The sequence below is a fragment of the Streptomyces thermoalcalitolerans genome (genome assembly GCF_039525155.1).
GTDB lineage: Bacteria > Actinomycetota > Actinomycetes > Streptomycetales > Streptomycetaceae > Streptomyces > Streptomyces thermovulgaris.
Map to the genome: position 1 here is coordinate 154,607 of NZ_BAAAHG010000001.1, position 24,406 is coordinate 179,012.

The 24,406-nt window shown below is 71.1% G+C and carries 17 protein-coding genes, 1 pseudogene and 1 CRISPR repeat array; of the genes and pseudogenes, 14 read left to right on the forward strand and 4 right to left on the reverse strand.

What is annotated here, in order from left to right:
* Positions 1 to 106: 106 nt before the first annotated feature.
* The 14 genes and pseudogenes from ABD224_RS00655 (at position 107) to cas2e (ending at position 19,267) form a co-directional block, all read left to right on the forward strand.
* On the forward strand, positions 107 to 1,645 hold the full coding sequence (locus ABD224_RS00655; RefSeq protein WP_344045496.1) for an MDR family MFS transporter: 1,539 nt from the start codon (positions 107 to 109) through the stop codon (positions 1,643 to 1,645).
* Positions 1,646 to 1,886: 241 nt separating this feature from the next.
* Positions 1,887 to 2,807, forward strand: a complete 921-nt coding sequence (locus tag ABD224_RS00660; protein WP_344045498.1) for a zinc-binding dehydrogenase — start codon at positions 1,887 to 1,889, stop codon at positions 2,805 to 2,807.
* Between the two features lie 175 nt (positions 2,808 to 2,982).
* Positions 2,983 to 3,960: a quinone oxidoreductase family protein gene (locus tag ABD224_RS00665; protein ID WP_344045500.1), complete on the forward strand. Its 978-nt coding sequence runs from the start codon at positions 2,983 to 2,985 to the stop codon at positions 3,958 to 3,960.
* A 37-nt stretch (positions 3,961 to 3,997) separates the two neighbouring features.
* Complete coding sequence (locus tag ABD224_RS00670; protein ID WP_344045502.1) at positions 3,998 to 5,680, forward strand: FAD-dependent monooxygenase; 1,683 nt, start codon at positions 3,998 to 4,000, stop codon at positions 5,678 to 5,680.
* A 123-nt stretch (positions 5,681 to 5,803) separates the two neighbouring features.
* The gene (locus tag ABD224_RS00675) at positions 5,804 to 6,625 is read left to right on the forward strand and encodes an SDR family NAD(P)-dependent oxidoreductase (RefSeq protein ID WP_344045504.1); all 822 of its coding nucleotides are present in this window, start codon (positions 5,804 to 5,806) and stop codon (positions 6,623 to 6,625) included.
* 119 nt (positions 6,626 to 6,744) lie between these two features.
* Positions 6,745 to 7,950 carry a metal-dependent hydrolase family protein gene (locus tag ABD224_RS00680; protein WP_344045506.1) on the forward strand — a complete coding sequence of 402 codons (1,206 nt, stop codon included), beginning with the start codon at positions 6,745 to 6,747 and terminating at the stop codon, positions 7,948 to 7,950.
* A gap of 1,149 nt (positions 7,951 to 9,099) precedes the next feature.
* On the forward strand, positions 9,100 to 9,342 hold the full coding sequence (locus tag ABD224_RS00685) for a hypothetical protein (RefSeq protein ID WP_344045508.1): 243 nt from the start codon (positions 9,100 to 9,102) through the stop codon (positions 9,340 to 9,342).
* Positions 9,343 to 9,486: 144 nt separating this feature from the next.
* Positions 9,487 to 14,289, forward strand: a complete 4,803-nt coding sequence (gene casA / locus ABD224_RS00690) for a type I-E CRISPR-associated protein Cse1/CasA (protein WP_344045510.1) — start codon at positions 9,487 to 9,489, stop codon at positions 14,287 to 14,289.
* On the forward strand, positions 14,286 to 15,128 hold the full coding sequence (gene casB, locus ABD224_RS00695) for a type I-E CRISPR-associated protein Cse2/CasB (protein ID WP_344045513.1): 843 nt from the start codon (positions 14,286 to 14,288) through the stop codon (positions 15,126 to 15,128). The genes casA and casB overlap by 4 nt, the downstream gene beginning before the upstream one ends.
* An 85-nt stretch (positions 15,129 to 15,213) precedes the next feature.
* The gene (gene cas7e, locus ABD224_RS00700; RefSeq protein ID WP_344045777.1) at positions 15,214 to 16,422 is read left to right on the forward strand and encodes a type I-E CRISPR-associated protein Cas7/Cse4/CasC; all 1,209 of its coding nucleotides are present in this window, start codon (positions 15,214 to 15,216) and stop codon (positions 16,420 to 16,422) included.
* The gene (gene cas5e, locus ABD224_RS00705) at positions 16,419 to 17,204 is read left to right on the forward strand and encodes a type I-E CRISPR-associated protein Cas5/CasD (RefSeq protein ID WP_344045515.1); all 786 of its coding nucleotides are present in this window, start codon (positions 16,419 to 16,421) and stop codon (positions 17,202 to 17,204) included. Before cas7e ends, cas5e begins: the two co-directional genes overlap by 4 nt.
* The gene (gene cas6e / locus ABD224_RS00710) at positions 17,204 to 17,929 is read left to right on the forward strand and encodes a type I-E CRISPR-associated protein Cas6/Cse3/CasE (RefSeq protein WP_344045517.1); all 726 of its coding nucleotides are present in this window, start codon (positions 17,204 to 17,206) and stop codon (positions 17,927 to 17,929) included. Before cas5e ends, cas6e begins: the two co-directional genes overlap by 1 nt.
* Positions 17,926 to 18,905 (forward strand): annotated as a pseudogene (cas1e, locus tag ABD224_RS00715) (type I-E CRISPR-associated endonuclease Cas1e). The gene cas6e and the pseudogene cas1e overlap by 4 nt, the downstream one beginning before the upstream one ends.
* Positions 18,902 to 19,267, forward strand: a complete 366-nt coding sequence (gene cas2e / locus ABD224_RS00720; RefSeq protein WP_344045519.1) for a type I-E CRISPR-associated endoribonuclease Cas2e — start codon at positions 18,902 to 18,904, stop codon at positions 19,265 to 19,267. The pseudogene cas1e and the gene cas2e overlap by 4 nt, the downstream one beginning before the upstream one ends.
* An 88-nt stretch (positions 19,268 to 19,355) precedes the next feature.
* Positions 19,356 to 20,360: a CRISPR direct-repeat array (repeat unit 29 nt; unit sequence GTGGTCCCCGCGCATGCGGGGGTGGTCCC).
* A gap of 522 nt (positions 20,361 to 20,882) precedes the next feature.
* Here cas2e and ABD224_RS00725 read toward each other — a convergent pair.
* The 4 genes from ABD224_RS00725 to ABD224_RS00740 are packed head-to-tail and all read right to left on the reverse strand — an operon-like array spanning position 20,883 to position 24,397.
* The gene (locus tag ABD224_RS00725) at positions 20,883 to 21,560 is read right to left on the reverse strand and encodes an ABC transporter ATP-binding protein (protein WP_344045521.1); all 678 of its coding nucleotides are present in this window, start codon (positions 21,558 to 21,560) and stop codon (positions 20,883 to 20,885) included.
* Positions 21,544 to 22,482 carry an oligopeptide/dipeptide ABC transporter ATP-binding protein gene (locus tag ABD224_RS00730; RefSeq protein ID WP_344045778.1) on the reverse strand — a complete coding sequence of 313 codons (939 nt, stop codon included), beginning with the start codon at positions 22,480 to 22,482 and terminating at the stop codon, positions 21,544 to 21,546. Before ABD224_RS00730 ends, ABD224_RS00725 begins: the two co-directional genes overlap by 17 nt.
* Before the next feature lie 50 nt (positions 22,483 to 22,532).
* The gene (locus tag ABD224_RS00735; protein WP_344045523.1) at positions 22,533 to 23,411 is read right to left on the reverse strand and encodes an ABC transporter permease; all 879 of its coding nucleotides are present in this window, start codon (positions 23,409 to 23,411) and stop codon (positions 22,533 to 22,535) included.
* 17 nt (positions 23,412 to 23,428) lie between these two features.
* Positions 23,429 to 24,397: an ABC transporter permease gene (locus tag ABD224_RS00740; protein WP_344045525.1), complete on the reverse strand. Its 969-nt coding sequence runs from the start codon at positions 24,395 to 24,397 to the stop codon at positions 23,429 to 23,431.
* Between the last annotated feature and the right edge of the window lie 9 nt (positions 24,398 to 24,406).

A 24,406-nucleotide genomic window follows, 5' to 3' on the forward strand; every position in this document is an offset into this window, starting at 1 on the left:
ATGTCCAGCGCCGGTTCCCGGCGTGCCCAGCTCCCGTCGAGGCATGCGCCCACCAGCACGGCGCTTCCATGTCCGTCCCCGACTGCATCGATCCCAGGCGGTACGTATGACACGCGGAACTCCCGAATCCTCCACGGCACCCGAGGCGACCACGGAGCCCTCGCACGCCGCTTCAGCGGCAGCGGAGACGGCTGCCGCGACGAGCGACAAACTCGACCCGGCGTTTCTGCGCATGGCCGCCGTCCTGCTGCTCGCCCTGCTGATGGCGCTGCTCGACGAGACGATCGTCAACGTCGGTGTCAAGACGCTCAGCGGTGAGTTCGGCTCGCCGCTCGCGACCGTCCAGTGGGTCACCGCCGGTTATCTGCTCGCTGTCGCCGTCGCCACGCCGTTCGCGGGCTGGGCCGTCGACCGCTTCGGCGGCCGCACGATGTGGCTCACCGCCGTCTTCCTGTTCGTGCTCGGCTCGACGCTGGCCGGCTTCGCCTGGTCGATCGAGTCGCTGATCGTGTTCCGGGTGCTCCAGGGCCTCGGCGGCGGCATGATCGTGCCCGTCGTGCAGAGCGTCCTGGCAACGACCGCGGGCCCCGCGCGGGTCGCCAAGGCCATGGCGCTGATCTCACTGCCGCTCACCCTCGGCCCGATCCTCGGCCCGCTCCTCGGCGGTGTCCTCGTGGACGCCGTGAGCTGGCGCTGGATGTTCCTGATCAACCTGCCCATCGGTCTGGTCGCCCTGCTGCTCGCGCTGCGCACCCTGCCCGCCGACCAGCACGCCGGCCGTCCGGAGGAGCGCCTGGACGTCCTCGGCCTGGTGCTGCTCTCCCCCGGCTTCGCCACGCTGGTCTACGGCTTCACGACGGCCGCGCACTCCGGTGACGCCTCGTCCCCGAAGGTGCTCGTCGCCTTCGCCGTCGGCGCGCTGCTGCTCCTCGGGTATGTGGTGCACGCGCTGCGCACCTCGGTCACGCCGCTCATCGATCTGCGCATGTTCGGCAAGCGCGGCTTCACGATGGCCGTCATCACGATGTTCCTCGTCGGCGGCGTCGCCAACGCCCTGCTGTTCCTGACCCCGCTGTACTACCAGCAGTCCCGTGAGTTCGGCGCCCTGCACGCCGGTCTGCTGCTGATCCCCTCCGGTGTCCTCGGCGCCGCCGGTGCGATCACCTCCGGCAAGACGGCGAACAAGGTCACCGCACGGCTCACCTCCACGGCCGGCATGCTGGTCACCGCGCTCGGCGCGCTCGCCTTCACCCGGATCGGCTCCGACACGAACACCATGTTGCTGTCCGTCGCGTTCGGCCTCACCGGCTACGGCATCGGTCTGACCGCGCCCGGCACGATGGCGTTCATGTACAAAGCCGTCGGCGAGGCCAGCGCGCCGCGGGCCACCAGCGCGCTGTTCATCTTCAACCAGATCGGCGGCGCGCTCGGCATCGCGGTCATCGCGATCACCCTGCAGGAGCGGCTCGGCACGTCCGGCGGGCACCCCGCCGGGGCATACGCCGGCTCGTACTGGGTCATCATCGCCTTCAGCGTGATCGCGGCCCTCGCGGCCCTGACCCTCCCCGGTTCCTTCCGCGCGGAGGCCCCGCCGGAGCAGCCCGCCGAGGGCAAGGACCCCCTCACGGAATCCACCCCCGCCTGATCCCTCCCTCCCCACCTTCCCCGGCCCGCCCAGTCCCCCCTGGCGGGCCGGTTCCCTTCTCACGCCGCCTCCACCGCCGCCTCCACCGCCGCCTCCATCGCCACCTCCCCCGTCGCCTCTCCCGCCGCCCCGACCGCCGCAGGCAGCCGGCCGGCGCGCCCCATGGCCGCTGGACCAGGAATCCAGCGCCCCCGCCTACACCTGGGAGAGCCCACAGCATCCCCTGCTCGCGAGGACAACAGTGAAGGCACTGGTCACCGCCACCCTGAACCCGCTCACCCTTGAGCTGCGCTCCGTACCCGACCCCAGCCCACGCCCGGACGAGGCCCTCATCGAGGTCCACGCGACGGCCCTGAACAGGGCCGACCTCCTTCTCGCGGTCCGCCGCCCGGTCGGCTCCCCCCTGGGTCTGGACGTCGTCGGCACGGTCCTGCGCCCCGCCGCCGACGGCAGCGGCCCACCCGCGGGCACCCGCGTCGCCGGCCTCGCCGTGAACAACGCCTGGGCGGAGCTTGCCGCGGTCCGCACCAACCGCCTGGCGGTCGTCCCGGACGGCGTCACCGACACCGACGCCGCCGCCCTCCCCGTCGCCGGCCTCACGGCCTTGTACGCGCTCCAGAAGGCCGGCTGGCTCCTCGGCAGGCACACCCTGGTCACCGGCGCGAGCGGCGGCGTCGGCCGCCTGGCCGTGCAACTGGCCCGTCTGGGAGGCAGCGAGGTGACCGCCTGGGTCGGCTCCGAGACCCGCGGCGCGGGACTCGCCGGCTTCGGCGCGCACATCGTCGCGGGCTATGACCAGCCGCCCGCCGACCCCGTCGACATCCTCGTCGACAGCGTCGGCGGCGACGTGTTCAGCAGCGGCTACCAGCTGCTGCGCCGCGGCGGTGTGGCCACCGTGTTCGGCAACACGGTCCGCGCCGAACTGCGGCTGCCCGCCGACTGGGGCCACGCCCGCCCCGGCGTCCGGATCGAGTACCTCTTCCTGCTCGACGAGGTCGGCCGGCGCGATGTACCGGCCGACCTCGCCCTGCTGCTCGACCTGGTCGCCACCGAAAAGCTCGTGGCCTCACCGGGCCTGCTCACCCCCTGGACCGACCCGCAGCGCGCGATCGCCGCCCTGCACTCCCGCACGGTCGACGGCAAGGTCGTCCTGTCCATGTGATCCATGTGATCCATGTGACCGCGGCACCCGGACGCGCCACCGCACCGCGGGTACCCGCCCGGCACCGCCTCCGGGTGCCGCGTACGGCGGACCCGGGCGGTACGCGACACCCGGCGCCGTACCCGCCGCACCGTGAGCCCGCCCCTCACTCCCACTCACCGCACCGCGAGGTCCCATGCGACTGATCAGCTACCACGAGCACGGTTCCCCCGACGTCCTGCGGGTCGAGGACGCCCCGGTGCCCACGCCGGGCCCGGGCCAACTGCTTCTGCGCACCGAGGCCGTCGGCGTCAACTTCATCGAGACGCAGTTGCGCGGCGGCACCGCTCCGTTCCCGTCCCCGCTGCCCGGCCGGCCCGGTGGTGACGTGGTGGGCCGGGTCGAGGCGCTCGGCCCGGGCACCGACGGGCCCGCGCCCGGCACCCGCGTCACGGCGTTCGGCGTGCCCGCCGCGTACGCGGACCAGGTCGTCGCCGACGCCGAACGCACCCTTGCGGTGCCCGAGGACATCGACGCGGCCACCGCGACCGCGCTCGGCTCCACCGCGCAGACCGCGTGGAGCGTCCTCGACGCGGCCCGGATCGCCAAGGGCGACACGGTGCTCGTGCACGCGGCGGCCGGTGCGATCGGCCACCTCGTCACCCAGCTCGCGAAGCTGCGCGGCGCGGACCGGGTCATCGGCACGGTCGGCTCGCCCGCCAAGGCCGACTTCGTCCGCGCGCACGGCGCCGACGACGTCGTCTGCTACCGGCGTCCGGGCTGGGCGGACACAGTCCGCGAACTCACCGGCGGCCAGGGCGTCGACGCCGTGCTCGACAGCGTCGAGGGTGCCGTGTTCAAGGACGGCCTGAAACTGCTCAAGCCGTACGGGCGGCTCGTCTACTACGGCTTCGCGGGCGCCGACGGCGAGGTCGCGAAGGTGACGATGACCGAACTCCTCGGTCTCACCTACGTGGTGGGCACCTCACTCGACGCGTGGGCGAAGGCCGACCCGGCACGGGTCGCACAGGCGCGTGCGGAGCTGGTCCGGCTGGTCGCGTCCGGCGGCCTGCGTGTCGCCGTGCACACCACCCTGCCGCTCACCGAAGCGGCCGAGGCCCACCGGATCCTCGAGAGCCGTTCGCAGCTGGGCCGTGTCGTCCTCGTCCCCTGAGCCGTCCCCGAGCCCGCACCCCGAGGGAGCCCATGCCATGACCCGGAGAACGGAACAGCCCGGTTCGACCGGCACACCGCCGCCCGCGCCCCTGCCCGGTCCCGAACCCGACGAGACCGTGCCCGTCCTGATCGCCGGGGCCGGCCCCGGCGGTCTCAGCACCGCGGTCTTCCTCGGCCTGCACGGCGTACCGGCGCTGGTGGTCGAGCGTCACCCGAGCACATCGACCGCGGTGAAGGCCACCGGCCAGTACCCGCACACCATGGAGGCGCTGGCCATCGCGGGCGTCGCCGAGACCGTGCGGGAGCGGGGGCGCGCGTATCGCAGCGACTTCCACATGGTCGTCGCGGAAACCCTGGCGGGCCCGGTGCTGCGCACGCTGCTGAGCGGCGACCAGCTGAGCATGCGGCATGTGTCCCCGCAGGACTGGGGCACCGCGAGCCAGTCCACCGTGGAGGCGGTGCTCGCCGCCCGGGCTACGGAGCTCGGCGCACGGCTGCGCTTCTCGACCCGGCTGACGTCACTCACCCAGGACGCCGACACGGTCACCGCGGTCACCGAGCACACGAAGACCGGCGAGCGGCGCGTGATCCGAGCGCGGTATCTGGTGGCCGCGGACGGCTGGCGCAGCGGCATCCGGCAGTCCCTCGGCATCAAGATGCGCGGCCGGGGCACGGTGGGCAAAGTGCTGCGCGTCCTGTTCGAGGCCGATCTGAGCGAGCCGCTGTCGCACACGGACGGCGCCGCCGACGGCCGCCGCTTCACCGCGCTGCACGTGGGCCGCGCGGTCCTGTTCAACACCGAGATCCCCGGCCTGTACGGGTACTTCCGCGACCTCACGCCCGAACTGCCGGAAGGCTGGTGGACGAGCGAGGACACCGTCGCCGCGCAGATCCGCGCCGACCTCGGCATCCCGGACACCCCCCTGAAGATCGAGGAGATCGGCGACACGGAGATCTCCTGCGGGGTCGCCGAGCGCTTCCGCGAGGGCCGTGTGCTGCTCGTCGGCGACGCCGCGCACGTGATGCCGCCGACCGGCGGCATGGGCGGCAACACCGCCTATCTGGACGGGCTGTACCTGGGCTGGAAGCTCGCGGCCGTGCTGAACGGCACGGCGGGCGACGCCCTGCTCGACAGCCACGACGCCGAACGCCGTCCGTATGCCTCGGAACTGGTGGAGCAGCAGTTCGCCAACCTCGTGGACCGGATCTCGCCCGAGCTCGCCGACGGGTCCCTGGCCGAACCACTGCCGCCGCCGGTGATCGCGTTCGGCTACCGCTTCCCGAAGGGCGCCGTACTCACCGAACCCGACGACGACGGCGAGCTGTTCGAGGACCCCGCCCGGCCCACCGGCCGGCCGGGATCCCACGCCCCGTATGTCCCGCTCACCCGCACGGACGGCTCGGCCACCTCGACGACCGCTCTGTTCGGCCATGCGTTCGTCCTGTTCACCGGGCCGGACGGGGCAGCGTGGGCGGAAGGCGCCGCCGCCGCGGCGAACACGCTCGGCGTCGTCGTCCAGGTGCACCGCGTCGGCCCCGGCACCGGACTGCTCGACACCGACGGGGCGTTCGCCGCCGCGTACGGCATCGGCCCCGACGGGGCCGCCCTGGTGCGGCCCGACCGGTTCGTGGCCTGGCGTTCCGCCGGGGCGCACCCGGACCCGGCGGCCGAGATCGAACGCGTACTGCGGCATGTGCTGCACCGGCCCGCGCCGTGAACACCCCGGTGCGCCGCACCCCGCAGGCCCCGGCACCGCCCTGCGGCGCCCGAGCGCACCGCATCCGACCCTCCGTGAAAGTCGTCGTGAAATCGTCGTGAAATCGTCGTGAGAGGAACCCCCATGGCAGTGGCAGAAGCAGCCGCCCGGAGCAAGAACGCGCAGGCGGGGAACCGGCGGGTCGCGCTGGTCACCGGTGGCACGAGCGGCATCGGCCTCGCCGTCACCGAACTGCTCGCGGAGCAGGGGCACGCGGTGTTCCTGTGCGGCCGGAACAGTGACACGGTCACCGCCGTCGTGGACAAGCTGCGCAGTCGCGGCTTCGAGGTCGACGGCGTCCCCGCCGACGTCACGTCGAAGCCGGACGTCCAGCGCCTGGTCCGCTCCGCTGTGGACCGCTACGGGCCGATCCACGTCCTCGTCAACAATGCCGGGCGGGGCGGTGGCGGCGTGACCGCCGAACTCCCGGACGAGCTGTGGGAGGCGGTCATCGAGACCAATCTCAACAGCGTCTTCCGTGTCACGCGCGAGGTGCTGTCCCACGGCGGCATGCTGGAGCGCGGCCACGGCCGCATCATCAGCATCGCCTCCACGGGGGGCAAGCAGGGTGTCGAGCTGGCCGCCCCGTACTCCGCGTCGAAGCACGGCGTCATCGGCTTCACCAAGGCGCTCGGCAAGGAGCTCGCCCAGTCCGGCATCACCGTGAACGCGGTCTGCCCCGGCTATGTGGAGACACCGATGGCGGCCCGGGTGCGCCAGGGCTACGCGGCGCACTGGGGCATCACGGAGGAGGAGGTGCTGACGAGGTTCCAGGCGAAGATCCCCCTCGGCCGCTACTCGACCCCCGAGGAGGTCGCGGGCCTCGTCGGCTACCTCGCCGGCGACCTGGCCGCGTCCATCACGGCCCAGGCCCTGAACGTGTGCGGCGGTCTGGGCACCTACTGACGGCAGGCGGCTCGGGGCGGGCAGCGCGGCCCCGCCCGCGCCTTGAGCGGTACGCCCCCGGGAATTCCGGGCGCGCCCGGAAACCGCCGGCGCGCCCCCGGCAGAAACGAGAGACCCTGGTGAGGTTCTATACGGCGGACCGGCTGGTCACCGGCGAGCGCGGCAGATGCATCCGGTATGGCGGCGTGCTGGTGGACGGGGGGCTGATCCGGTGGGCGGGGCCCGATCGCGAGGTGCCGCGGCAGCTGCGGCGGAAGAGCGAGCATGTGGAGCTGGGACCACTGACGCTGCTGCCCGGATTCATCGACAGCCACGTCCATCTGGCGCTGGACGGCGCGCCCGGAGCGATGGACCGGATGCGGGCCGCCTCCGACGACGAGCTGTATGCGCTGATGCTGCGCAACGCGTCCGAGCTGCTGTCCGCGGGCGTGACCACCGCCCGCGACCTCGGCGCGCCCGGCGGCCTCGGGGTGCGCGTCCGCGACGCGATCGGTTCGGGCCTCGCTCCGGGGCCCGAACTGATCGTGTCGGGGGCTCCGCTGACCGTGCCGGGCGGCCACTGCTGGTTCATGGGCGGCGCCCATGTCGGCGAACAGGCACTGCGGCAGGCGGTACGGGATCAGGCTCGCGCCGGTGTCGACGTCATCAAGGTCATGGCGACCGGGGGCGCGCTGACGCAGGGGTCGGCCTCGTGGCAGGAGCAGTTCCCGGAGCGGGAGCTCGCGGCAATCGTCGACGAGGCCACCCGTGCGGGCCTTCCTGTCGCCGCGCACGCGCACGGCACGGAGGGGATAGCGACTGCCCTGCGGGCTGGAGTGCACACCATCGAGCACTGCAGCTTCCTCGACGCGTCCGGCGCGATCGCCCCGGACCACGACCTGCTGCGCCGCCTGGCCGCGCGCGGTGTCCACGTCTGTCCGACCATCAGCGTCCGTTTCACCGCGCGCCGGGACCGGCACGACCCGCGTCGGCTGCCCGCCCTGCCGGCCCTGTACGAGCAGGGCATCCCCATCATCGCCGGCACCGACGCAGGCACCGACGGCGCGCCCCACCACGCGTATGTCGAGGGTCTGATCGGCATGGCCCGGCTCGGTCTGCCGCCTGCGGAAATCCTGGAGGCCGCGACATCCCGGGCGGCCCGCGCCCTGCGTGTCGAGACGCTGACCGGCCGGATCGCAGCCGGTCTGCGCGCCGACCTGATCGCGGTCGAGGGCGATCCGCTGCGCGACATCACGGCACTGCGAGCTGTGCGCCTCGTCGTCGCGAAGGGGCAGGAGATCCGCCCACCGTCCCGGCCACCCCGCACCGACGCACGGGCACAGTGAACGGCACGGACGGCTCGGGGCGCTGTGAACGGACGGGACCGCGGGCGAGCACGGCGGGAGTACGAGCACGAAGTGTTGCGGCCGTGGAGACGGCGCCGGAGGCTGAAGCCTCACTCCATCACCTTTCCACCGCCACCGGCGACGTTTCCCTCATGCATGAGGAACCCGAACAGCCCGCGCCCGGCACACCGCCGTCCCCGTCCCCGGCCCCTCTGGCTCTCCCCCTGGCCTGCGCCTTGTTCACCCGGGACGCCGTATCGACCGCCGCCCGGCTCCTGGGGCTCTCCCCGGATCCCGTTCCGTCCCCCGGCTCCTCGCCGTACGCTCGCGCTCTCGGTCTTTGAGCGGGGCGGATCGCACGGCCGTCAGCAGGATCGTGGAGCGCCGCGCGTTTCCCATGACGCGTCATCGGACACTTCGGGGCTCCCATCCGATGGACTACGTCTGTTACCGCCGAGCGCGACCGATGACGCCGACTTCAGCAGATGTCCGTCCGGATCATGCACGGCCCGCGGTTTGTGCCACGGCGTCGGAACGACGGACATCGCCAGATCAAGGCCACTTTTGCGGGTCGTCGCCGCGAGCAGGACCGAGATGACCCGACGACGGCCGATCCCAATGCGTACGCTTCTCTCATGCCGTACTGTGCAAACCTGCGGCACACGGTCGTCCTGCGTGCGCAGGTTCCCTGCTGCGCTCTCTCCTTGAGAGTCGGCACCAACTGCTTGTGCATACATACAGGTCGGTTGGCTGTCGCGATCACCCGGCAGGGTCTTCCGACCGTGACCGCGAGTCCCTGCGCCTGCAGGGGTGGCCCTTGAGAAGCTGGGTCTCCAAAGTGCTCCCCGCCCTATGCGGGGTTGAGATGGCGGTGCGCTGTCAAGAGCCAGCCTAGGGCTGAGAGGCTGATACTTCAGAGCTGGCAACTGAGAAGCTGGTTTCTCCAAGGGCAGGGATAGCAACAGGCTTTTTTCTGAGCAACACACAAGCTGCCCAGCAAGCCAGTAGGCTGCCACCGTAAGCAAGTTGGGCACTACAGCCCGTGTGGCTCCCATGCCCAAAAACGACCGGACCCGCGTATCAACTTCCCGCGTCACCGGGAAGAGCGGGTCCGGTCTGTCCTCGACTCAAGGACGAAAGGAAGTCTACGTGAGCACTGGAAACCTGGCAGCTCATGCCTCCACCCCTCCGCCGGAGCCGTTCTGGCAGGGGCTGCTGATGGTGATGCTCTCCGCCGTTCCGTCCACGGCCGCCTCGTCCGCCACATCCCCCTCCCTGTCCGCGCTTTGCGGGTGCCTGCCCTTTCCGTTCGCGCCATGGGTATGGGTTTTGGTGGTCGTGATGGTGGTGCTTCTGCTGCGGCCGGGCGAGGCAGGCTGGCGCTTCGCCTGACACGCAGGTACTGCGGAGCGTTCACCGCCGTCCTGCGGTGAACGCTCCGCAGCCCTCCACCCCGTTTGTGTTGACAGCCCACTACCACGCCATCCGCAGGCCGGACCCCTTTTGTCGCTTTGTCCGCACAGAAAGAGGACAAGCATGTCTCATGAACGCCCGAGTCCATGGTTGGACCACGTTCTGCTGCCGCTCGACCAGTTGTCGGTAGCCACGCGGCAGGTGTGGGCGAAGCACGAGCGGAAGACGGACAGTTGGCTTCCGCTGTGGCGTCACATGGCGGACAGCGGGGCAGTCGCCGGGCTGCTGTGGCAGCACTGGCTGCCTCGGTCCGTTCGGACACTGGTGGGCGAGGCCCTGCCCGCCGGTGAGGCGGACGCGTATGTCCTCGTACGTTTTCTGGCTGCCGTCCATGACGTGGGGAAGGCCACCCCTGCCTTCGCGTGTCAGGTCGAGTCCCTGGCCGGGGCGATGCGAGACGTCGGCCTCGACATGCCCATGGCGCGCGAGTACGGCCAGGACCGTCGACTGGCCCCGCACGGACTGGCCGGACAGTTGCTGCTGCAGGAGTGGATGGCGGAACGCTTCGGTCTGCGTGGCCGTGCGTCCGGACAGTTCGCGGTCGTCGCGGGTGGTCACCATGGAGTACCGCCCGATCATCAGCAGATTCACGATCTGCAGCTGCGTCCGCACTTGCTGCGGCATCCAGGACCGAGCGAGAACGTATGGCGTCAGGTCCAGTACGAGCTGATGGACGCCTACGCCCAGGCGACCGGGGCCAGGAGCAGACTGCCGGAGTGGGGGCAGGTCCGGCTGCCGCAGACGGTGCAAGTGGTTCTGACAGCAGTGGTGATCCTTGCGGACTGGATCGCCAGTGCGCCCGAGCTGTTTCCCTACGATCCGGAGAGCTGGCAGCCGTCGGGGCCGCTGGGCGAGCAGCGCAGGCTCCGTACCGCCTGGGACGAGCTGGATCTGCCCAAGCCGTGGAGTCCCGAGGAACCTCAGCACTCCCCCGTCGAGTTGTTCGCCCGGCGCTTCCCCAAGCTCAAAGGCTCGGCGATCCGGCCGGTTCAGTCCGAGGCCGTGCAGGCGGCGCGCTCCATGCCCGAGCCGGGGCTGCTGGTGATCGAGGCCCCCATGGGCGAGGGGAAGACCGAGGCGGCACTGGCTGCCGCAGAGGTTCTGGCGGCGCGGTCCGGTGCCGGCGGGGTGCTGGTGGCCCTGCCCACGCGTGCTACGGGGGACGCCATGTTCCCTCGTCTGCTGGAGTGGTTGGAACAGCTCCCCGCTGACGCGGAGGAGGAAAACCGTCGTCTTACGGTCGTCCTGGCCCACGCCAAGGCGGCACTCAACAGGCTGTGGGCAGGCCTCCTGCGCCGGAGGCAGCCGTCCCTCCTCAGTATTGATCCGGATGAACGACACCAGCAGGGTGAAGCGAACGCCAAGCCTTCCGTCCTGCATGCGCACCAGTGGTTGCGCGGTCGCAAGAAGCAGTTGCTGGCGTCTTTCGGGGTAGCGACGATCGACCAGGTGCTGTTCGCCGGACTGAAGAGCCGTCACTTGGCTCTGCGGCATCTGGCTGTGGCGGGCAAGGTCGTGGTGATCGACGAGGTGCACGCCTACGACGCCTACATGGGGCGCTACCTGGAGCGTGTGCTGGAGTGGCTGGCGGCGTACCGGGTTCCGGTGGTGCTGCTGTCGGCCACGCTGCCGCAGGAGCGGCGTCGTGCGTTGGTGGCCGCCTACGCCGGTCCGGCGGCGGACGGCGTGGAGACGAACGTCGACGCCTATCCCCTGATCACTGCCGTCTGTTCGGGACAGCCGGTTCTTTCGACACGGCCGTCGGCTGCCTCCGGCCGGCGAACACAGGTGGCACTGGAGCGGCTGGACGACGACCTGGAGGTGCTGGCCGACCGCCTTGAGCGGGAGCTGGCCGACGGCGGCTGCGCGCTGGTCGTGCGCAACACCGTGGACCGGGTCCTGCAGACCGCGGACATATTGCGGCAGCGCCTGGGCGAGGACGCGGTCACGGTGGCGCACTCACGCTTCCTCGCCGCGGACCGGGCGGCGAAGGACGCCGAGCTGCTGCGCCGGTTCGGCCCGAACGGGAAGGAGCGTCCCGCCCGCCATGTGGTCGTGGCCAGCCAGGTGGCGGAGCAGTCGCTCGACATCGATTTCGATCTGCTGGTGACGGATCTGGCTCCGGTGGACCTGGTGCTGCAGAGGATGGGACGTCTGCACCGGCACCGGCGTCCCCGGCCACGGCGCCTGTCCCAACCGCGTTGCCTGATCACCGGAGTGGACTGGTCCGCGACGCCACCGCAGCCGGTCAAGGGAACGTGCGCGGTGTACCGGAGCGAGTACGTCCTGCTGCGCTCCCTTGCCGTGCTGGAGCCGTACCTCGATGGCGCGGCTCTGGAGCTGCCTGGCGACATCAGCCCGCTGGTGCAGACGGCCTACGGCGAGCAGCCCGTCGGTCCACGGACGTGGGCGCAGAAGCTGAGCGAGTTGCGGGAGGCGCATGAGGAACTGCTCGCCGAGAAGCGGGAGAAGGCCGGCAGTTTCCTCCTCGGTCCGGTCGGGCGACCGGGGCGGCCGGTGTACGGATGGCTGGAGGCCGCCGCCGGTGACGCGGATGACACCCGTGAGGGACGCGCCCAGGTACGTGACAGTGCGGAGACGCTCGAGGTGTTGGTCGTTCAGCGGCAGGCCGACGGTCGGCTGACCACGGTGCCGTGGCTGGACGACGGCCACGAGGGGGGTCGAGGTGGACTGGAGCTGCCGACCGACTTCGCTCCCAGTAGGCGCGCCGCCGAGGCGGTGGCCGCGAGCGCGCTCACTCTGCCGGGTCGTTTCAGCTCGCCATGGTTGATCGACAAAACGATCGCCGAGCTGGAGCAGTTCATGGTTCCCGCCTGGCAGGCAAAGGACTGCCCGTGGCTGGCGGGGGAGCTGATTCTCGTGCTCGACGCCGATTGTCAGTGCCGTCTGGCAGGCTTTCAGCTCACCTACAGCCGTGCCGACGGCCTGCGGGTGACGTCTCCTGGCGTGCCCGCGGTCAGGGACGGTGCAGCGGGGGAAGGCGCGCAGGCGCCACCGGAGGACGACGAATCCCACGAGGGGGGTATGCGTGAGCAGGGTGAGCACGCGGCCGGAGCCGGCTCCGGTACTGCTGTCGCAAGCCGTACGGCATCTGCCGGGGCCGGCGTGGTGAGCGCACAGGGTTCCGGGGCGGACGGTCCGCCGTCCTTCGACCTGGTGTCCATGCCATGGTTGCCGGTGCAGCGCGCGGACGGAACGGTGGAGGAGGTCTCCCTTCTCGATCTGTTCGAACAAGCCGATGGGCTGCGGCGGCTGGTGGGGGACGTACCCACGCAGGAGATCGCCTTGCTGCGGCTGTTGCTGGCGATCCTGTACGACGCATTGGACGGTCCGGCCGAGATCGAGGACTGGGAGGACCTGTGGGTGTCGCCCCGGCCGTTCGCGCCGGTGGCCGACTACCTTGCTCGCCACCGGGACCGGTTCGATCTCTTCCACCCCGAGCGGCCGTTCTACCAAGTCGCCGACCTACGCACAGAAAAAGGAGAGATCGCGCCGCTCGCCCGGATCGTTGCGGATGTGCCGGTGGGGGAGCCCTTCTTCACCATGCGGCAGCCCGGTGTCGAGACGCTGTCGTATGCGGAGGCCGCCCGGTGGCTCGTGCACGCCCACGCCTACGACACCTCCGGCATCAAGTCCGCCATGGTCGGCGACAAGCGAGGAAAGGCAGGCAAGGTCTACCCGCTGGGGGTGGGCTCTTTGGGCAACCTCGGTGGTGTCCTCGCCGAGGGGAAGACGCTGCGCGAGACCTTGCTGCTCAACCTCATTGCCCTGGAGGAGACGGGGACGGACTGGGACACCTCCGAGGAGGACATGCCGGTCTGGCGGCGCCCCGTCCCGCCGGGCCCCGGTGAGCGCGACGGCACCTGCGGCCCGGCCCGGCCCGCAGGTCTTCGCGACCTGTACACCTGGCAGTCCCGCAGGATCCGGCTCCACGCTGAGGGCGGCGCGGTCACCGGGGTGGTGCTCGGCTACGGCGACCCGCTGGTCCTGGCGGCGCCGTGGAAGCTGGAGCCGATGTCAAGCTGGCGGCGCAGCGAGACGCAAGAGAAGAAGCAGGGGCGCAGCCCGGTGTACACACCGCTGCGGCACGACCCGAGCAGGGCGGCCTGGCGCGGGCTGGGTTCCCTGCTCCCGGCTCGCAGGCAGGTGACGGACGGCGGCAAGCGGGGCGAACCCGACCGGGTGCTGCGGTCCGGCATCACCCGCTGGTTGACGCAAGTGATCACGACCAGTGAGTTCTCTCCCGGGACCCTGGTCAGGCTGCGCCTGGTCGGTGCGGTCTACGGCACGCAGCAGTCCGTGATCGACGAGATCGTGGACGACTCCGTGTTCCTGCCGGTAATCACCCTGCACGAGGCGAACCCGGTGTACGGCGCCGCCGCCGTCGACGCGGTCAGCGACGCCGAGCTGGCCGTGGGCGCTCTGGGCCAGCTCGCCGGCAACCTGGCGCGCGCCGCGGGAAGCGACCCGACAGCTCCCGTCGCCGCTGCCCGCGATCTGGGCTTCGGCGCCCTGGACGGTCCCTACCGGGAATGGCTGAAGGACCTGCTGGACTTCTCGGACCTGGAGACGGCTCGCCGACAGTGGCGGGAGACGGTCCGCGAGCATCTCGAACGGCTCGGCCGACAGCTGCTCGACTCCGCAAGCCCCGCCGCGGACGAAGGGCGCATGATCGACGTCCCCGGACAGGGCAGCCAGCTGATGGACAGCGGCCGTGCCGAACAGTGGTTCAGAGCCCGCCTGTACAAGGTCCTGGGCCCGCCGAGCCGGCCCGCCACCGCCCCGGTACAGACCCTGCCGGGCCCTCGCCTCGCCGACCCCGACCGCGCGGAGAGCGCACGATGACGACCACGACACCACACACCGAGCCCGCTCTCGCCACATCGAAGCAGGGCAATGACGACAAGCGCCGTCCCTCCGTGCCCCGCTCCGTCGCCCAGAGGACCGTCGACCGGCTGCAGAGCGGCTACCGCCAGAACGACGCAGCCGCGGTCGCCGCGGTCGCCCGGCTGCGCCGAGAGGCCGGCCGCGACCTCTACACCTCACCCTCCAGCTGGGGCCTGGAATACCTGGACGATCTCGTCCGACTGCGGGAACAGCGCAGGCTGGAAGACCACGGCAGCAGCGATCCGTCGCCGCATCTATCGCACAGGATCAGGCTCCGGCAGGAACAGCAGGAAGAGCGTGAGGAGCGTGCGGTCCACCTTGCCGTGACTCTCTGGGCGCTCCATCAGCAGTCCATTCGGGACCACCCCATGCACGTTTCCGGCTGGTCCCTGGGCCGCGCCGTACGACGGCTCGCCGACGGCGGGACAGGAGCGCAGGACGAGCCGGCCCGCCCGTCGGCCGACAACCGGGCGACCGACCGCGGGGTGCATGCCGACTCACCCGTCCGAACCCGGTTCGTACGCATCGGGACCTCGGTGGACTTCGACATGCTCGGCCGCCGGCTGCGCGAGATGGTGCTGCTGCTGCGCAACGCCCGTATCCCCCTGGACTACGGCCTGCTCGCCGAACAGCTCTGCCACTGGCAGGACGAGGCGCTCCAGGGCAGTGTCAGGCGCTCCTGGGGCCGTGACTTCCACCGCTTCCACCAGATCTCACCGGCGAACGACGAGGAAGAGACTCCCTCTGCTTCCGCTGCCCGGACGCCGGACGCATCACTCGACGACGTCGGCGAGTAGCACACGCCACAGCCGCAAGACGACCGCTGTTCACTTCTTCTGCGCCCTGCCCGGCGCAGCATCCCGACAGAGAAACGGAACCATGGTGACCCGCACCATCCTCGACATCCACGTTCTCCAGACCGTTCCGCCGAGCAACCTCAACCGCGACGACACCGGAACGCCGAAATCCGCTTATTACGGAGGGGTGCGCCGCGCACGGGTCTCCAGCCAGGCCTGGAAGCGCGCGACCCGTAAGGCGTTCAACGACCTGCTGCCTCCCGAAGCACTCGGTGTCCGCACCAAGAAGGTTGCCGAGGCCCTGGCCGAGCGGATCATCGCCAAGGACGACTCCCTGGAGCCGGTGGCCGTCGAGCTGGCCGCCGAAACGCTGCAGGCGGCCACCGGCACCAAGATCGAGTCACCGAAGCGGAAGGGGAAGAACGGCGACGAGCCGGCCGCCTCCCCGACCTCCTCCTACCTGATGTTCCTCAGCCGGCGGCAGCTGGACGCCCTGGCCGACCTGGCGATCGAAGCCGCCGGCGGGACGGGGGACGTCGACGCCCTCAAGAACCACTTCAAGAAGAAGGAGAACAAGGTTGCGGCCCGGCAGGCCGTCGACTCCCGGCACTCGGTGGACATCGCCCTCTTCGGACGCATGGTCGCCGACTCCGCAGACCTGAACGTCGAGGCGGCCACGCAGGTGGCGCACGCCATCAGTGTGCACAAGTCGGACATCGAGTCCGACTACTACACGGCCGTCGACGACCTGAACACCGCCGAGGAATCCGGCGCCGGAATGATCGGCACCGTCGACTTCAACTCCGCCACCCTCTACCGCTACGCCGCCGTGGACGTCGACGAGTTGCAGCGCAACCTCGGGCTCGGGCTCCGGGACGACGAAGCACCCAGCGCACCGGTGGAGAAGGCCGTCACAGCGTTCCTGGAGGCGTTCATCACCTCCCTGCCGACCGGGAAGGTGAACACCTTCGGCAACCACACCCTGCCCTCCGCCGTAATCGTGAAGCTCCGCGACCGCCGTCCGGTCAGCTTCGTGAGCGCCTTCGAGGAGCCGGTGCCGCAGGGTCCCGGCGGCGGATACCTGCGCGAGAGCTGCCGCCGACTCGCCGCGTATGTCCCGGACCTGGAGAGGCAGTACGGCATCGAAACCCCCCAGGACCACAGCTGGGTCTTCCGCGTGGGCGACGAAACCGAAGCGCTGACCGAACTGGGCCAACAGGTCTCCCTGAAGGCGCTGCTGCAGGATGTCGGCAATGCCGTCGCCCAGCGACTCGCCTCCGGAGCCACCGCATGACAGTGCTGTTGCTGCGGCTCGCCGGGCCTTTGCAGTCCTGGGGCTCCGCGGCCCGCTTCGCCCGGCGCACCACGGAGAACGCGCCCACCAAGAGCGGCGTGCTCGGTCTGCTCGCCGCCGCCGACGGCCGTCCCCGCACCGCGAACCTCTCCGACCTGGCGGCCCTCCGGTTCGGCGTACGCATCGACCAGCCCGGTCTGCGGCTGCGCGACTTCCACACCGCCCACCACGCCGACTCCGGCAAGGCCATGCCGCTGTCGGAGCGCTTCTACCTCGCCGACGCCGTCTTCGTCGCCGGTGTCGAAGGCGAGCAGGCCCTGCTGCACCGTCTGTACCAGGGCCTGCTCGCCCCGCACTTCCTGCCCTACCTCGGCCGGCGCTCCTGCCCCCCGTCCCGCCCCCTCGACATGGGCCCGCCCAGGGCGGACATCACCTTGGAGGAGGCCCTGCGCACCGCACCGTGGCAGGCGTCCCCCTGGTACCAGCGGAAGCTGGCACGCCGGAAGAGCCGGAACGATGATGCGGCCGTCCCGGAGTCCCTGGAGATCCTCGTCGACTGCCCGCCAGGACAGCTCCCACACCTGTCCCTGCGCGACACACCGGTCAGCTTCGACCCACGACACCGGCAGTACCAACTGCGTGGTGTTCTCACCGGCCGGGTCGACCCACCGTCCTCCGCAGCACCCGACGTGTCCGAGTCGCACGACCCGACGACCCTGCTGCGCCCCCTCGATACGCCCGCAGGCACCGCCACGGCAGAGAACATCCCGAGGTCCAGCTGATGTATCTGACCCGCTTCCGCATCAACACCGCCCGCTCCGGCGCCCGCCGGCTCCTTGGCTCCCCCCACTTCATGCACGGCGCCGTGAACATGGCCTTTCCCGACGCCCCGTCCCGCAGCGGCGAGGGCCCACGAGTGCTGTGGCGCGTGGACCCGGCCGCCTCTGCCCGCGCCGATCTGTTCATCGTCAGTCCCGACCGCCCCGACCTGACCCACCTGGTCGAACAGGCCGGCTGGCCCAACCTCGACCAGCCGGGCTGGACCACCTTCGCCTACAAGGAGTTCCTCGACCGCCTCACCGTGGGCAGCACCTGGGCCTTCCGGCTCACCGCCAACCCCGTCCACCACATCCGCAAGGAAGGCGACACCGCAGGCTCCGCGACCAAGCGAACCGCCCACATCACGCCCCGCCATCAGATCGGCTGGCTGCTGGCCCGGCAGGAGCGCGCCGGCTTCGAGATCCTCCGCATCCCCCCGGAGCAGCAGCTGACGGAACACGGTCACGAGTATCAGGTGATCGTGCACAATCGGACGCCACTGCGGTTCCGCAAGGGCGCTCATGGCCGCTCCTCCCGCCATGACGTCCGCCTCACCCGGGTCACCTTCGACGGACGCCTGCGCATCACCGACATCGACGCCTTCCGCCGCACCCTCACCCACGGACTGGGCAAGGGCAAGGCCTACGGCTGCGGCCTGATGACTCTCGCCCCCGTACAAGCCTCATGAGCACCGTCAGCCAGCGCGCCGCCTCTTCTCCCCGAGAGCTCACCCGAGTCGGCGACCGGATCTCCTTCATCTACCTGGAACGCTGCACCATCCACCGCGAAGACAACGCCATCACGGCCACCGACGCGGATGGAGTCACCCACATCCCGTCCGCCACCATCGGCACTCTCCTGCTGGGGCCGGGCACCCGGGTGACCCACCAGGCCATGTCCGTACTCGGCGAATGCGGGGCAAGCGTCGTCTGGGTCGGCGAGCAAGGCGTGCGCTTCTATGCGGGCGGCCGAGCCCTGACCCGCTCCTCGCGCCTCGTGGAGGCACAGGCCACGGCCTGGGCAAACCGCCGTACCCGCCTCGCCGTCGCACGGGCCATGTACCGGCTGCGATTCCCCGACGACGATCCCTCCACCCGCACCCGCCAGGAACTGCTCAACATGGAAGGCCGCCGGGTCAAGGAGTGCTACCGCCGTGAAGCCGCCCGGACCGGCGTTCCCTGGCGTCGACGCGAATACCACCACGGCGACTTCTCCGCCGGCGACCCAGCCAACCAGGCCATCACCGCAGCCGCCCAGTGCATGTACGGCATCGCCCACGCCGTAGTGTGCGCACTCGGCTGCTCCCCCGGGCTCGGGTTCATTCACTCAGGCCACGAACGCTCATTCGTCCTGGACATCGCCGACCTCTACAAGACGGACATCGCCATCCCCGCCGCATTCGACGCGGCAGCACAAGGAGAAGACGATGTCGCCACCCGAACCCGCAGAGCACTCAGAGACCGCATCAACCAAACAGGCCTCCTCGACCGCTGCGTACAAGACATCAAAAACCTCCTCCTCGTCCACTACGACGACGGCCAGGAGACAGAGGAACAACCGACCAGGTCACACTCCAGACCGACCACGGCCGACTCGTGGCCGGTGGCCGCAACTACGGCGACACCGAGACCGGCCCCCGCTTGAGTGAGGAGCCGATCTGGTGACCGTCATCGTGCTCACCAACTGCCCTGCCGGGCTACGCGGTTTCCTCACCCGCTGGCTGCTCGAAATATCCCCGGGTGTCTTTCTGGGCTCCCCCACAGCCCGGGTGCGCGACATCCTCTGGGAAGAAGTCCGCCGCTACCGAGGCCAGGGCCGCGCCCTGCTCGCTTACCAGACCGACAATGAGCAAGGATTCACTTTCGCCACCCACGAACACGCGTGGCACCCCACCGACCACGAAGGCGTCACCCTTCTCCACCGTCCCTCACTTCGCACACCAGCCTCCTCCGCCCCTCACCCCGAGCCCGGACGCCAGGGTTGGAGCAAGGCGGCCAAGAGGCGCCGCTTTCGAGGCACCCGATGAGATTGATCCTTATTCAGCAGGTATGACCGTTTCTTTGAAAGGAAGTAAAACTCGGCACCCCTCCATATAAAACCGCAGGTCACGGCCTGTGGTCCCCGCGCATGCGGGGGTGGTCCCGCGGGTGAGTGTCATGCAAAGTGGCACTTTTCGTGGTCCCCGCGCATGCGGGGGTGGTCCCGCAAGCGCGACGTTCCGGCTCAAGCTCACGCTGTGGTCCCCGCGCATGCGGGGGTGGTCCCCGGTCAACTGCCGTAAAAGTCCACATAGTTGGGTGGTCCCCGCGCATGCGGGGGTGGTCCCGCGTCCCGTTCCTCCCGGGCGGTGTCCCGCTCGTGGTCCCCGCGCATGCGGGGGTGGTCCCGGGTCACCGCGCTGCTGGACCACCAGCCGCTCGTGGTCCCCGCGCATGCGGGGGTGGTCCCGCGTCCCGTTCCTCCCGGGCGGTGTCCCGCTCGTGGTCCCCGCGCATGCGGGGGTGGTCCCGGGTCACCGCGCTGCTGGACCACCAGCCGCTCGTGGTCCCCGCGCATGCGGGGGTGGTCCCGGGGCGAGGTCCGCGGCGTGGCGCATGGGGTCGTGGTCCCCGCGCATGCGGGGGTGGTCCCGGCGATCCACGCGGCGGCCAGACCGTCGTCGAGTGGTCCCCGCGCATGCGGGGGTGGTCCCGGCAAGAGCGCCGCCGATGTGGTGCTCACCGCGTGGTCCCCGCGCATGCGGGGGTGGTCCCTGCCGCTGGCTGATGAACGATGCCACGCTCAAGTGGTCCCCGCGCATGCGGGGGTGGTCCCAGTGGCCACCAAATTCGTCGCCGTGAACGTGAGTGGTCCCCGCGCATGCGGGGGTGGTCCCAGTGGCCACCAAATTCGTCGCCGTGAACGTGAGTGGTCCCCGCGCATGCGGGGGTGGTCCTCGCTCAATCCCGGCCAGGGGCCGAGGGGTGAGGTGGTCCCCGCGCATGCGGGGGTGGTCCCCGTTTCCGGTCCCGAACATCCGGGGTGTACGCGTGGTCCCCGCGCATGCGGGGGTGGTCCCCACCACGGGCTCGTCGTGCCGTACACGGGTAAGTGGTCCCCGCGCATGCGGGGGTGGTCCCTGCCCAGCCCATCTCCACGAGCGGCTCACCGAAACTGTGCAGGAGGTCATCACCCGGCCCCATCGCGGTGACGGAGCCGAAGCCGTCCGCATCGTCATCGACGACCGAGCCGCCCCGAACCCGACGACAAGAAACAGCAAGCCTCTTCGAGCTGATCCTCGATCAGGCGACGCCCGCCAAGCATCACGAGCGAGGTCCCGGGCTGACGGTCAAGATGTCTGACGTCTCACCCACGTTGTCCGGGGCCTCGCTGGTCATTCACCTACTCACTCAGCAAGCGGCGGGACTGCTGAAGATCCTGCGCCAGGCCGACCCGGTTCTGTTCTGCCGGGCAGCACCCCACCAGGGCGACCGAGCGGCTGACTTGCGCACGGGCCGCTCCCACAAGCACCTCCGGCGCGGAGGAGTGAACATGCAGGTGCTCGCCGGTCCGGATGGCTCGCTGCCATGGCCCCACCCGCGCTGCCGAGGCAGGCTCAGGCTCATGCATTCGACCTCCCCCTGCCCAAAGGTCGAGGGAGGTCAGGCCGTCGCATCGGCGCGCTCCCCGGTGAGGGCCTCCCAGGTGATGACGCGGTCGCACCAGCGGTGGAGGAGGGTGGGGTCGTGGCCGACGGCGAGCAGGCTCGCGCCGGTGGTGCGGCGGTAGTGCTCGACGGCCGCGACCAGGGCGGCGGCCGTGGAGGCGTCGAGCATGGCGGTCATCTCGTCGCAGATCAGCCGGCGCGGGCGCAGGACGAGGGCGCGGGCCAGGCAGGCGCGTTGGAGCTGGCCGTCGCTGACCTCGTGGGGGCGTCTGGTCAGCAGGTCGGGGGTCAGGCCGACCGCCGACGACAGTTCGGTGACGCGTTCGGGGATCTCCTCGTGCAGTCCGTTGGCGCGCAGTGGTTCGGCGATGAGGTCGGCGAGCCGCAGTCCGGGGTCCGCGGAGAGGCGTGGCTGCTGGAAGACGACGCCGAAGGTGGTGCGCAGTTCGCGCGGGGCGCGGTGGCGCCAGCGCCGTACGGGTTCGCCGTCGAGGAGCAGGGTGCCCGAGTCGGGGCGGTGCAGCAGGGCCGTGACGCGGGCGAGCGTGGACTTGCCGCAGCCGCTGGGGCCCAGCAGGCCCACGGCCTCGCCGGGCTCGATGGTCAGGGAGGCGTTCCGCACCACGGGGGCACGCCGGTCGTATCCGGCTGTGATCTCACGCAGTTCGAGCACGGACGTCCTCCGGGACATGGGGGTGGTGGCAGGCGACGTGGTCCGTCATCGGCGGCAGTACGGCGCAGGTGTCGGTGGCCCGGTCGCAGCGTTCGGCGAAGGCGCAGCCCTCGGGGAGGTTCCCGAGTTCGGGGGGCATGCCGGGGATGGGGGTGAAGGCGCGGTCGGGGAGGGCCTGGAGGAGGCCGCGGCTGTAGGGGTGGCGGGGGCCTGCCGCGCCGAAGAAGGCGGCGGCGTCGGCGAGTTCGACGATGCGGCCCGCGTACATGACGGCGACCCGGTCGGCGATGCGTTCGGCTGCCGCCAGGTCGTGGGTGATCATCAGCAGGGCGCGTCCGGTGCCGTCCTTGGTGTCCTCGGTGTCCACATGGCGCCGTAGTTCGTCGACCGTGCGGTTCACCAGGGGGCGGTCGAGTCCGGTGGTCGGCTCGTCGGCCAGCAGCAGAGGGGCGTCGCCGACGAGGGCGAGGGCGAGAGCGGCTCGTCCGGCCAGGCCGCCGGAGAGTTCGTGGGGGTAACGGTCGAGGTGGTCCGCGGGGAAGGCCGCGCGTGCGGCGGCTGCCTCGGCTGCGGTGCGCAGGGCGGCCCGGCCCCGGGTCCCGGTCAGCGCGGCGACCGTCTCCTCCAGCTGCGAGCGGACGGTGCGGACGGGGGTGAGGTGCACGGCGGGGCTCTGCGGGACGAGGCCGATCAGGCGGCCCCGGACCCGGCGGGCGAGGGTGCGTTCGCCGGCGGAGAGCAGCTCCAGGTCGCCGAGGCGGGCCTCCCCGGCGACCTGGGCGTTGGCGGGGAGCAGGCCGAGGAGGGCGGAGGCGAGGACGGACTTGCCGCAGCCGCTCTCGCCGATCAGGGCCAGGCACTCCCCGGCCGCCACGTCGAAGTGCGCGTCGGTGACGGCGGCGACCTGGCGTTTGCCGGGCATCAGGAAGCGCACCGACAGTCCGCGGACCGACAGGACGGTGGGTCGCTCGTTCACAGCGTCAGCTCCGATCGGCGACGAGGGTTGATCCGCTCCCGCCAGGCTCCGGCGAGACCGGCGAGGGCGAGGGTCGGGACGACGAGGAACAGGCCGGGGAAGAGGGTGGGCCACCACTGTCCGGCGAGGAGGGAGCCCCGTGCGCTCTGGATGAGGGTGCCGAGGCTCGCGGTGTGGGTGGGCAGGCCGAGGCCGAGAAACGACAGGGCCGACTCGTGCCACATGGCGTGCGGCACCATCAGGACGGCCGCGAGCGCGGCCTGGGGCAGTACGCCGGGCAGCAGGTGGCGTACCGCCACCCGCCATCGGGAGGCACCCGAGGAGACGGCGGCGTCGATGTACGGGCGGGAGCGCAGGGACAGGACCTCGGCGCGGACGATCCGGGCCGTCGACAGCCAGTGGGTCGCCGCGACCGACACCACCACCGGCCACACCCCCGGCCGGAACATGGCGACGATGAAGATGCCGAGCAGCAGGTGGGGCACGGACGAGATCGTGTCCACCAGCCGCATGACGATGCGGTCGGCCCAGCCTCCCAGCGCTCCGGCCGTGGCGCCGACGGCGGTGCCGACGACGGTCGCCGCCAGCGCCGCCGCCACGCCGACGAGCAGGGAGACGCGCAGGCCGTAGACGCAGCGCAGCAGCAGGTCCCGTCCGACGTCGTCGGTGCCCAGCGGGTGGGCCCAGGAGGGGGGTTGCAGCTTGGCGGACAGGTCGACGGCCTGCTGGTCGAGCCGGACCAGCGGCGGCACGACCAGGACGGCGAGGACGATCACGGCGACCAGCGTCGCGGAGGTGCGCAGCCGGACGGTGTGCGTGGAGCGGCGGCCGGTGCCGCGGGAACGCCATACGGGCTCGACTGCCGCCTCAGCCATGGGAATCACGTCCCGCATCACATGTCATCGAGCTTCACCCTCGGGTCGATCAGTCCGTACAGCAGGTCCGCGAGGAGGTTTCCGGCCAGGACGGCGGCCGTGGCCAGCGTGGTCAGGGCGGCCAGCAGCGGGAAGTCGACGGCGGTGGCCGCCTCCACGGTCGCCGCGGCGATGCCCGGCCAGCTGAAGACGCTCTCCACGAGCAGGGCGCCGGTGATGAGTTCGGGGACGCGGGAGCCGATCAGGGTGAGGACCGGCAGCAGTCCGGAGCGCAGGGCGTGGCCGAGCAGGACGGTGCGCTCGCTCAGGCCCCGGGCGCGGGCGCCGCGCACCGGCTCCTCCGCCAGCGCGTCGGCGACGCCCTGGCGGACGTACAGGGTGAACCAGGGCAGCTGGGAGACGGCGAGCACACCGGCCGGCAGGACGAGGTGGCGGGCGACCTGTCCCGCGGTGACCTGCTCGCTGGCGGTGTCCGTCAGGCCCGCGGCCGGAAGAACGCCCAGCTGGAGGGCGAACAGCCAGACGGCGAGCAGGGCGATCCAGAAGACCGGGGCGGCCTCCAGGACGTAGGCGAGCGAGGTGATCGTCCGGTCCGTCCAGGAGCCGGGCCGGCGGGCGGCGAGCACTCCGAGCAGGGTGCCGGCCACCACGGCGACGGCGAAGGCGACCGCGCACAGCAGCGTGGACCATACGAGGCGTTCGCCGATGACCTGGGCCACCGGCTGCCGCAGCACGGCCGACTGGCCCAGGTCGCCGGTGAGAGCGCCGGCCAGCCACCGTCCCCAGCGCACGACGAAGGGTTCGTCGACGCCGAGGTTGGCCCGCAGCCGGTCCAGGGTCTCCTGGTCGGCGCCGAGCACGGCGGTGCCGCCGTACGCCTTGACCGGGTCGAAGGGGGATGCGGCGGCGATGGCGAAGACACCGAAGGTGACGACGAGCAGGACCGGGACGGCGAACAGCGCCCGCCGTCCCACCAGTCGGGCCATCGCTCCCCA